Here is a 10,192-nt window from a genome sequence, read left to right as displayed (position 1 = left end):
CAACTTGTAGAGGCTTCTCTTAAATATCATCATAAATTTGTGAAGGCATGTATCGAGGGGACAGGACGCCCAGTGACCCGTATGGGTGCCTCTTTGTGGGCAGGATTACCGCTGCAAAGTGACACATACTGCACGCTAGATATCCAATCTAGGCGCAAAAGCTTGATCAAGTTGATGACTGCGAGCTAGCTGAGATGGGTTTAAACGTCTGGAGTCACCGGACGCTTTACCTCCTCTACAAGAACCGTAAGAAGTTCGACCCATTCCACGGTCGGCTGTCTGAGTTCCCAGAGAAGCTCAAGTACATCTTTGCTCTAGAGGCGAGTAACAAGCTGGACTTGTTCGCCGACGAACTGGACTGAACAGACCGCTTGCCAAACCCTTCTGACCTCGACTAGTACAGGCGTACTTGCCCGTATTGCATGGAGGAGTGGTCCTTTGTCGACGACCGTGAGCTGGAAAGCTTCAAAGGTCTCCAGAGCTGTTCCACCTGCCAACACTTTGGGTACGTGACCCTTGGTCAGTGCCAAGTCCTTGGTGGTTGTCACCTCAAGCAAAGGCTCCTGGCTCCTGGCTCCCAGCTCTTACGACGCTGTGAGCACTGGAGCTACTGCTCCCGTGTCGCTGCCGTGTGAGGAATCGTGTGAGAAATCATGTTAGGTATTGATATGAGCTTCACCTAGACACATGTCAGTCACTGACTGGCTTTAGCGGGTTTTCTCTCTGTGCATCCAGCTGATCCAGTCCGCTGAAATCTCCTGAGGGCAGACCGCCTCGCATTCGAGATGACTGCTGCAACTGCCGAATCCTTCCTCGTCCATCCGCTGTTGCATGGCTTTGGCCCGCTTGGACCGCTCCGGCTGACCTTGGGGCAGCTGGCCAAGGTGGGCGAGTTTCGCCGCCACAAACAGACTGGCGGAGGCATTGCGACAACTGGCGACACAAGCGCCGCAGCCGATGCAAGTCGCCGTTGCAAACGCGCTGCTGGCCTGCTCACGCCCCACGGGGAGGGCATTGCCATCGGGCGCTTGGCCGGTTCCGGTGGAGCAGTAGCCCCCTGCGGCCACCAGGCGGTCCAGGGCCGAGCGGTCCACCATCAGGTCTTGAATCAGCGGGAAGGTGTTGGCTCGCCAGGGTTCGATCCTGAGGCTGTCGCCGTCGTTGAACTCCCGCAGATAGAGCTGGCAAACCGAGGTCGCGGTCCTGGGGCCATGGGCCTGGCCGTTCACCAGGAATCCGCAGCTGCCACAGATGCCTTCACGGCAGTCGTGCTCGAAACTCACCGGCCGTTCTCCAGCGCTGATCAGGCGTTCATTGAGTTGATCAAGGGCTTCCAGCAGCGACAGGTCTGCGGAGACATCCGCCAGTTCGTGGCGTTCGAAACAGCCCGCGTGGTTGGGGGAAAGCTGCCGCCAGATGTCCAGGGTGAGCTTCATGTGTAACGGCGGGTGCTGGGTTGAAGGCTGGTGAACTGCAGGGGTTCGCTGTGGCGGATCGGATCCCCGTCGGGGTTGAACTCCCAGGCGGCGATGTGGGCGAAGTTGGTGTCATCGCGCCGTGCTTCTCCATCCACGCTTTGGTGCTCCTCGCGGAAATGGGCTCCGCAGGACTCCTCACGGGCCAGGGCATCGCGCAGCATCAACTGCGCTAACCCGAAGAAATCAGACACGCGCAGGGCCTTGTCCAGTTCAGGATTGGGGCCCTCGGCGGCCCCTGGGACCCGTAAATCGCTGTGGAACTGCTGCTCGAGAGCCGCCACCGCCGCCATGCCATCGCGCAGACCTTCCGCATCCCGGCTGATGCCGCAGCGGTCGATCATCACGCCGCCGAGCTCGCGATGGAAGGCATCCACCGGCGTGTTGCCCGTGGTGGCGAGGAGTTGTGTGATTCGGGCTTGGGCACACTGCAGCGCCTCACGGCAACTGGGGTGATCGGCACCGATCGCCACCTGGGGTGTTCCCGCCAGCCAAGCCGTCACGGTGCTGGGGGCGATGAAATACCCATCGGCCAACCCTTGCATCAGGGCGCTGGCCCCCAGGCGGTTGGCGCCGTGTTCCGAGTAGTTGGCTTCTCCGAGCACAAACAGCCCAGGGATCGAACTCATCAGCTGATAGTCCACCCAGAGGCCACCCATCGTGTAGTGGGGGGCTGGATAGATGCGCATCGGAGTGCGGTATGGATCGTCGCCACTGATGCGTTCATACATCTCCATCAAATTGCCGTAGCGGGCGGCGATGGCGGCCTTGCCATCCCGTTCGATCGCCGCGGTGAGATCGAGGTACACCGAGCGGCCATCGGGGCCGACGCCGTGCCCCGCGTTGCAGAGCTCCCTGGCCCGCCGAGAGGCCACATCCCGGGGGGTCATGTTCCCGTAGGTGGGGTACATCCGCTCAAGGAAGTAATCCCTGTCCTGCTCAGGAATGTCTGCGGCAGGACGTTGATCCCCCGCCTGCTTGGGCAACCAGATGCGTCCGTCGTTGCGGAGGCTCTCGCTCATCAAGGTCAGCTTGCTTTGAAAGGCATCCCCGCTGGGAATGCAGGTCGGGTGGATCTGGGTGAAGCAGGGATTGGCGAACAGGGCTCCCTTGCGGTGGGCTCGCCAGATGGCGCTGGCATTGGATTTCAGCGCATTGGTCGATAGGAAATAAACGTTGCTGTACCCGCCGGTGCAGAGCAGCACCGCTGAGGCGGTGTGCACCTCCAACGCTCCGCTGAGGCCATGGCGCGTGACCACACCGCGGGCGACGCCATCGACGGTGATCAACTCCACCAGGTCCCGCCGGGTGAGCAGGCGCACGGTGCCGAGCTCCACCTGGCGCATCAGGGCTTGATAGGCGCCATACAGCAGCTGCTGACCGGTCTGTCCCCTGGCGTAGAAGGTCCGGCTCACCAGGGCTCCGCCGAAGCTGCGGGTGGCCAGGCTGCCGCCGTATTCACGGGCGAAGGGCACACCCTGGGCGACGCACTGGTCAATGATGCCGCTGCTGATTTCCGCCAGCCGTTGGCAGCCGGCCTCCCGGGCACGGAAATCACCGCCTTTCAAGGTGTCGGCGAACAGGCGACTCACACTGTCGCCATCAACGGCCACGGCCCGGGCTGCGTTGATGCCCCCCTGGGCGGCCACGGAATGGGCCCGCCTTGGGCTGTCGTGGTACGTGAGCACGGTCACGCGGTAGCCCTGTTCCGCGAGGGTGGCGGCGGCTGAGGCTCCGGCCAGTCCGCTCCCCACCACAAGAATGTTGATCTGGCGTTTGCGCAGCGGGCTGATCAAGGGCAGTCGTTCGCGCTGCCGCTGCCAGGCATCGGCGATCGGTCCCGCGGGAATCCTTGGGTCGGGCAATCCGCTCATGCCGCACCTCCAAAGGCCAGCCCCAGGCTGATCAGTGCAAAGCCGCCACCGAGCAGCACGGCCAGCCATCGCCCATTCCGGCGGATCCACGGACCATTGGTCGGGGTGAGCGCACCAATGCTGCGATGGGCCGCTTCATGGCCGTGGAGCAGGTGCATGCCCAGGGACAGGGCCCCTGCGATGTACAGCGCCAACGTCAGAGGGTTCTGCAGCAGCTGAACCATCAGCTCCCGCTCCAGGCCATCGCCGGGCCGTGACCAGCGCAGCTGTTTGAGGTGAAGGATCAGGAAGCCCAGGCTGATCAGCCCCGCCAGAACTTTGCCCTTGGCGGCCATGGCGCCGATGTCATCCCCGCGTCGGCTGCTCAGTTGTGCTGTATTGCCGGACTGACGGTTGCTCAGGGTTTTGACCGCCGTCAGCCCCAGATGGGTGACGAAGGTCACCACCAGACCAATTTCGAGGAGTGGCAGCCAAGCGCTGTGGTGGAGGGCACTGGCATAGGCCTCGAAGCGGGACGGAGCGGTGAGGCTGGGGATCAGCCCCACCAGGTGAATCCCCAGAAAGAGAACCAGCAGGAGACCACTCACCGCAGCTCCTTGCCGGACCGCTGTTTGGGGCACCACCACGGCATCGATTGATCTGATCGTATTCAGCGGTGGTCGGATCTGCCCGCTGCTGCCACCTTTGGGGATGCGTGGTCCGATCCCCCGTCTTGCCAGCAGGTCAGCGCCGTCGCCGTTGGATCAGAGCCCTGGCGCTCGCTCTGTCGAGTTGTCTCCTGGTGATGGGGCTGCAGTGCAGTGCCGTGGCAACGGTCCAGCCTCCACCGCCACGGGCAACGGTGGCGATCCGTCCAGTCGTGGCGCCTGATCAGCTCAAGCTCGGCGCCTATCTCACCAACCTCAGTGACCTCGATCTGTTGGAGGACCGCTTCTCGGCGGAGTTGTTGCTGTGGTCCATCTGGTCGGGCCCGCCCGAGGCCAACCCCAGCGACGATCTGGTCCTGCTGAACGGGATTTACGACGGCGACGTGCAGCGCTTTGAGCGGGTTGAGCGTGAAACCGTCGACGAGGGCGTCTGGAGTCTCTACAGGGTTCGGAGTCAGATCGTGCAGCGCTGGGAGCTCTCGCGCTATCCCTTCGACGCACAGCTGCTGCGCATGGAAGTTGGCCTCAGCAACCCCTTGTCCCCGGTGGGTTTGCGGGTGGTCAACGACTGGGCCTTCCCCAGTAACCCAGGTTTGATCCTGCCCGGTTGGCAGATCAACGAAAGCAGCGCGTTTGCCTCGGAGCACACCCTGATGAGTGATCTGGGGAGGGGCAAGCCCCAGGGCACCTCTCTGCATCGTCAATCGACGGTGGTGTTTCAGGTCCCGATCGAGCGGTTGAGTCTGTTGGCGTTCATGCCGGACTTTCTCGGCTACATCCTTGCGGTGGGTCTGTGTTGCCTGTCCCTGCTGATTACCCGCAGTCGCGACGATCTCATCCTTGCTGCGGTGGTGTCAGCTGGGGGCAACTACGTGTTCATTGCCAGCAAGCTGCCCGTGACCGCCATGGGTGGCTTCATCGGCAACCTGCAACTGATCTTTTTCCTCGGTGTTTTGTACGTCGTCGGTGCCGATGAATTGATCGACAACCACCTCTGCAATTACACCCCCCGGGTGTCCACTTTGTTGCGCATGGGCCTGCTTCCCAGTTATCTGGCCTTCACCCTGTTCGGCATCTATCTGATCATTCCCTGATGTCACCTCCGCCCACTCCTCCTCGACGCACCCCCCATTTCGGCGACCTCACCGTGATGTCGTTGTTGATTAGTTCTCTGGTGCTCCTGGTCGCTTACATCGCGATCCGGCCCCGCTTTTCACATGGGCGGTTGTTGGTGGATCAGCTCCACGACCTCACCGCAGAAGAGGTGAGTCTGTTGCCGGAGGGAACCATCCCGGTCGTGCTTGGGCGGGGGTTAGGGGAGAACAACCGCGGCTTCAAAATTCAGTTGCTGCGTCTGGTGATGCAACGCAGCGGTGCTCCCCATGCCATTGGCCTGACGGCTTCAGCCCTCTCGCAGGATGCGGCTGTCGATGCCCTGGCCACAGGAGTCGTCGGTGGGACGGACAATCCCCAGGCAATCACAGTCGGTGCCTATGGCGCTGGCCCCGAGTTGAACCGTCGGCTGCGGGCGATTCCGATTCCGATCACCGGCGGCATGCTCGGGTTACGGGTCGGTTGGACCCATCACAACCGTCTCGCCGGTCTCGAGGGGGTGCATGACCGCGAGGACTTGAGCCGGCTCACGTTGCTCCAGGGGCAGGGTTGGAGCGAGCTCGAGATGTTTGACCAAGCTGGTTTGCGCACCTTTGCCACGCCATCACAAAACCTCTTCCGACTGGTCTCGGAACAGCGTGTGGATTTGTTCCCTCAGGGCGTTGCCGATGTCCAAGCCCAAGAGGCCATCGCCCAGAAATGGTCCAAAAGCATCGTCATGGACCCCCATCTTCTGATTGCCTATCCCTTCGCCGGATTCTTTTATGTCAACCACCGCAATGAGGCCCTGGCCGCGGCGATTGAGCGGGGCTTCCGGCGAGCTATTGAAGACGGCTCCTATCAGGAGCTGTTGGAACGGGTTGTGATGACACCCTGGCTGAAGGAGCAACTCAACCTCAGCCAAAGGCGATTGATTGTGCTGCCGAATCCAGAGGGCGCCAAGGCCCTGGAACAGGTGCAATCCAACCATTGGATTGTCCCTTGGGAGACCCTCTCCGATGGCCAGATCAACCGTGGTGAGCAGCTGTGTGCCCTGCCGCGGTTTCAGGCACTTTGCCCGTAGGTCAAAGCCGTCGGCGGTGCTCAATCAGGGGGTAAAGAATCTGATTGGCCAGGATGTAGCCAAGGACCAGGACGGCTGGTGGAACCAGCGGCAGGGTGTGCCCGATCAGCAAGGGCGTCCAGGTCAGGAGAAAAACCAAATAGCAAACAGCGCGCCAACGGGTTCCGAGTTCCAGGGAGCGCAGTGCGATGGCATGGTCGGAACCTGGGGTCTGATCCTTGCGACTCCAACGGGCCAGCAGGCCCATCAGGAAGAACATCGCTGCAATCATCACAAAGGTTGCGATGGCCAATTCGTGATGGGTGCCGACCCAGTCCTGGAACAGTTGTTTTTGGTTCGTCTTCAGGCGCAGATCCTCGAGGGCGACGGTTGTTTTGGTGTTGAGAATCAGGATGATGTTGCCGGCGCCGAGGCAGGTGATGGCCAGGATGATGCTGTTAATCAGGCTTTGAATTTGATGTCGAATTCCGGCTAGCCGCAGGATGCTTTTGTGGTAGGACCACAATTCGTAGAGCAGAAGAAATGTGGCGGTATAGGCGATGAATTCGTAGCTGGTGATCGCGATGATTGACGATCGACTGGTTGCAGCGCTGCTGATTTCGAAAAGGCTTTTGATTAATTCCGGTAATTCGATCGCAATCAGGGTCATTGCAATCGAATAGACCCCATCGATTAGGCCCAGCCAGGATTCACCTCCGCCTCGGTTCAGATGACGGATCGGATGATTGGCATGCATCGGTCACGTTCGTGACAGTTGATTGACCAGATCTAACTGGAATGAGCGCCCCAAACCAGCGCAAAAACAAGTCTTAAGCCGATGACCTGACTTGAACAGGCGACCCACGCTTTACGAAAGCGTTGCTCTACCAGCTGAGCTACATCGGCGAGGCAAGTAATTTAACATTTGTGGATCGCAGGGTCCGCTGTCTTGAACCAATCTCGGAAGCCGAAGCAGGGGCTCGATCCGGCGATGCGGGAGCGACTCCTGCAGGAATCACGCACCCCCTGGCGGACTCTCCGCAGGGCTCTCTGGTTCGCCCTCGGTGCCTCCGCTGGTCTCGGGCTCTTCACCATGGCCTTCCGCCTCTCCGCTGGGGACAGCGTCGACCTCAGCGACCTCGGGATTCAGGGGGGCGCTCTCCTCCTCTTCGCCAGCCTGATCTGGTTTGACCGCAACCGCAGCGCCGACTGATGCGTCGGCTGTGCCGCTGGAGAGGGGGGCTACGGGCCAGGTCAGTTGAGGCAGGTCCAGCACTTGCAGACCGAAGCTGCTGCGCTCCTGACTCAGTTGACTGGCGCTGAAGGTGGTGGACTCCCCCCCAGCCTTGGCTTGATCGGTGATCAGCCAAACACTCGCCTGAACGAGTTGCTGCACATGCCAGACGATCACGGCCAGGATCGGCGTGCTGAGCAGCAGGGTGACCAGACGACTTTGTCCGGAGACCGGTGAAAATTCACCGACAAGAACGGCCGAATTGTCGAGCCACCACAGCAAAGGAAGCAACACCACGGCCGCCGTGACCACAGCACCCGCACTCAGGGTGCTGCTCTGGGCGGTGCTGAGCTGTTGTTGGTCTGGATTGCGTCCTGTCGTTGGACGTCGAACCACCAGCAGGGAACCCCAGTCGACCGGACGTTTCCAAAGGGCGACCGATGGCGCGACGACGCCCACACCCCAGAGCAGAAGGCGTTCCACGCCCGGGACGGGGCCAGGATCGGAACCCGCCAGGAGCAACCTGATCAGCAGGAGCTCCAGTGGAATAGCCCCGAGGGCCAGGCACTGGAGCCAGAGCAGGGGCTCGCGACGGGGTGACACAGCAGGGATCAGCCTCAGGTGGTGAGTTTGCGGCGCTGGGTGACCATCTTGAAGGCCTCAATCCGGTCACCGTCTTCCCAGTTGGCGAAGCGATCGGTGCCCACACCGCACTCGAAGCCCGTGGCCACTTCCTTGACGTCGTCCTTGTTGCGACGCAGGGAGTCGAGGTCGCCCTCGAACACGATCTGCTTGCCGCGATGGACGCGAACACGGCAGTTGCGGTGCAACTTGCCGCTGGTGACGTAACAACCGGCGACGGCGCTCTTGCCGATGGTGAACACGGCACGCACCTCGGCTTCGCCCAGGGCTTCCTCCACCAGTTCGGGCTCGAGCAGACCTTCCATCGCCAGCTGGATGTCTTCCAGCAGCTTGTAGATCACGTCGTAATCGCGGACATCCACGCCCGTGGCATCCGCAGCCTTCTTGGCACCGGAGGCCATCGATGTGTTGAAGCCAACGATCACAGCGCCGGATGCGGCCGCCAGGTCGACGTCTGTCTCGGTCACTTCGCCAGGGGCTGACAGCAGCACCCTGACTTGAACTTCGTCCTTCGGCAGCTGTTCCAGGGAGCCGAGGATGGCCTCCACGGAACCCTGAACGTCCGCTTTGAGGATCAGATTCAGTTCCTTGAGTTCGCCCTCGTTGGCCTGGCCTGACATCGCTGTGAGCGAGACACGGCGGGAGGCCATCTGCTGGGCCAGGCGGGTGGCACGGGCATCGGAGGCCCGATCGCCGACGACCGCCCGGGCTGATTTCTCATCCGGGTACACCTCGAATTCATCACCCGCGGTGGGGACTTCGCTGAAGCCCAGGGCCTCAACCGCGAAGGAGGGCCCAGCTTCCTTGAGCCGCTGACGGTTGTCGTCCACCATGGCGCGCACTTTGCCGAGCACCGGGCCGGCCGCGACCACATCTCCGGTTTTGAGGGTGCCGTTCTGAACCAGCAGGGTGGCCACAGGGCCTTTCGCTTTGTCCAGGTGGGCTTCGATCACGGTGCCGCGGGCCATCCGATCGGGGTTGGCCTGGAGGTCTTCCACCTCGGTGACGAGGAGAAGCATCTCCAACAGCTTGTCGATGTTTTCGCCCTTGATGGCACTCACCGGAACCATCACGACGTCACCACCCCATTCCTCAGCCAACAGGTTCTGCTCAGACAGCTCCTGCTTCACGCGGTCGGCGGAGGCTCCCTCTTTATCGATCTTGTTGATCGCCACCACGATTGGAACCTCAGCGGCCCGGGCGTGGCTGATGGCTTCCAGCGTCTGAGGACGCACGCCATCGTCAGCGGCGACAACGAGCACGGCCACGTCGGTCACCTTCGTGCCGCGGGCCCGCATGGCGGTAAACGCTTCGTGACCTGGGGTGTCCAGGAAGGTGAGCTTGCGCGGTTCGTTGTTGTGCTGAACCTCAACTTGATAAGCACCGATGTGCTGGGTGATGCCGCCGGCTTCGCCCGCCGCAACCCTGGCCTGGCGGATCGCATCCAGCAGGCTTGTTTTGCCGTGGTCGACGTGACCCATCACGGTCACCACGGGAGGACGCCGGATCAGGTGCTTGAGGTCCTGCTCCTCGATCATCTCGACGGTCTTCTTGGCCGCTTCTTCGACGTCGTCCTGAAGGACAGGAACACCGAATTCCTGGGCCACCGCTTCGATGGTTGGCATGTCCAGGGTCTGGGTGACCGTGGCAATGATCCCTTTGAAGAACAGGGATTTGATGATTTCGGAGCTCTCCACGCTGAGCATGTCGGCGAGCTCTTGCACCGTGAGGTTGTCCTCCGGCACCACGATCATCTCGGGCCGGACCTGCTTGGCCTCCCGTGCTGCCCGCAGTTCCATGGCGCGGCGCCGCTGGCGTTGACGCGCGGTCTCCTTCCGGCGCTTGCGCACGGCGGCCACCTGTTTTGGTGCCGTTCGTTGTTGAGCTTTCGGCTTGGCGGGCCTGGCCAGGCTGGCTGACAGGACGAGCGCTTGCTGCTCGCCGGCATACCCGCCGGTCTGTGCTGCAAGAGCGTCGTCGTTTTCGCCAATGATGTGGACTTTCTGGCGTTGCTTCTGCGGTGAGCGGCTACGCAGAGCTTCCAGCTTGGCGCTGTCGTCCCAGTCGGGACGTCCTGGTCGGCGGTAGCCACCAGGACCGGCACCTGGACGGAACCCGGGACGACGGGGTGCTGATGGAGCCGTCGGACGGGCTACTGGAGGTGT

The 10,192-nt window shown here is 61.8% G+C and carries 9 protein-coding genes, 1 tRNA gene and 1 pseudogene; 4 read left to right on the top strand and 7 right to left on the bottom strand.

Annotated features, from left to right (window positions below):
* Positions 1 to 422: 422 nt before the first annotated feature.
* Positions 423 to 635: a hypothetical protein gene (locus tag ACGVKB_RS10280; RefSeq protein ID WP_392351642.1), complete on the top strand. Its 213-nt coding sequence runs from the start codon at positions 423 to 425 to the stop codon at positions 633 to 635.
* 72 nt (positions 636 to 707) lie between these two features.
* On the opposite strand, the gene ACGVKB_RS10275 is transcribed toward ACGVKB_RS10280, so the two are convergent.
* From ACGVKB_RS10275 to ACGVKB_RS10265, 3 genes are read right to left on the bottom strand one after another with little or no spacing between them, the layout of a single operon-like run.
* Complete coding sequence (locus tag ACGVKB_RS10275) at positions 708 to 1,436, bottom strand: succinate dehydrogenase/fumarate reductase iron-sulfur subunit (protein WP_392351641.1); 729 nt, start codon at positions 1,434 to 1,436, stop codon at positions 708 to 710.
* Positions 1,433 to 3,349 carry a fumarate reductase/succinate dehydrogenase flavoprotein subunit gene (locus tag ACGVKB_RS10270; protein WP_392351640.1) on the bottom strand — a complete coding sequence of 639 codons (1,917 nt, stop codon included), beginning with the start codon at positions 3,347 to 3,349 and terminating at the stop codon, positions 1,433 to 1,435. The genes ACGVKB_RS10275 and ACGVKB_RS10270 overlap by 4 nt, the downstream gene beginning before the upstream one ends.
* Positions 3,346 to 3,975 carry a succinate dehydrogenase cytochrome b subunit gene (locus ACGVKB_RS10265; RefSeq protein WP_392351639.1) on the bottom strand — a complete coding sequence of 210 codons (630 nt, stop codon included), beginning with the start codon at positions 3,973 to 3,975 and terminating at the stop codon, positions 3,346 to 3,348. Before ACGVKB_RS10265 ends, ACGVKB_RS10270 begins: the two co-directional genes overlap by 4 nt.
* An 86-nt stretch (positions 3,976 to 4,061) precedes the next feature.
* On the opposite strand from ACGVKB_RS10265, the gene ACGVKB_RS10260 reads away from it, so the two are divergent.
* Both ACGVKB_RS10260 and ACGVKB_RS10255 read left to right on the top strand, forming a co-directional pair.
* Entirely contained in the window at positions 4,062 to 5,090 is a 1,029-nt protein-coding gene (locus tag ACGVKB_RS10260; RefSeq protein WP_392351638.1) for a hypothetical protein, read from the top strand.
* A complete protein-coding gene (locus ACGVKB_RS10255; RefSeq protein ID WP_392351637.1) occupies positions 5,090 to 6,172 on the top strand; it encodes a hypothetical protein in 1,083 nt (360 codons plus the stop codon). The genes ACGVKB_RS10260 and ACGVKB_RS10255 overlap by 1 nt, the downstream gene beginning before the upstream one ends.
* A 1-nt stretch (position 6,173) precedes the next feature.
* On the opposite strand, the gene ACGVKB_RS10250 is transcribed toward ACGVKB_RS10255, so the two are convergent.
* Together ACGVKB_RS10250 and ACGVKB_RS10245 are read right to left on the bottom strand one after the other, a co-directional pair.
* On the bottom strand, positions 6,174 to 6,908 hold the full coding sequence (locus tag ACGVKB_RS10250; RefSeq protein ID WP_392351636.1) for a TMEM175 family protein: 735 nt from the start codon (positions 6,906 to 6,908) through the stop codon (positions 6,174 to 6,176).
* 76 nt (positions 6,909 to 6,984) lie between these two features.
* Positions 6,985 to 7,057 (bottom strand) — tRNA-Thr (locus tag ACGVKB_RS10245).
* Positions 7,058 to 7,142: 85 nt separating this feature from the next.
* Here ACGVKB_RS10245 and ACGVKB_RS10240 point away from each other — a divergent pair.
* On the top strand, positions 7,143 to 7,364 hold the full coding sequence (locus ACGVKB_RS10240; protein ID WP_392351643.1) for a DUF3493 domain-containing protein: 222 nt from the start codon (positions 7,143 to 7,145) through the stop codon (positions 7,362 to 7,364).
* A 63-nt stretch (positions 7,365 to 7,427) separates the two neighbouring features.
* Here ACGVKB_RS10240 and ACGVKB_RS10235 read toward each other — a convergent pair.
* Positions 7,428 to 7,988 (bottom strand): annotated as a pseudogene (locus tag ACGVKB_RS10235) (low-complexity tail membrane protein); the annotation flags it as partial.
* Positions 7,989 to 8,002: 14 nt separating this feature from the next.
* A partial coding sequence (gene infB, locus ACGVKB_RS10230) for a translation initiation factor IF-2 (RefSeq protein WP_392351635.1) occupies positions 8,003 to 10,192 on the bottom strand: 2,190 nt, incomplete at its 5' end.

The sequence above is a fragment of the Parasynechococcus sp. genome (assembly GCF_042954325.1).
Classification (GTDB): domain Bacteria; phylum Cyanobacteriota; class Cyanobacteriia; order PCC-6307; family Cyanobiaceae; genus Parasynechococcus.
The sequence above is the reverse complement of the archived record's forward strand: the minus strand, read 5'-3'. Positions and strand labels throughout refer to the sequence as shown.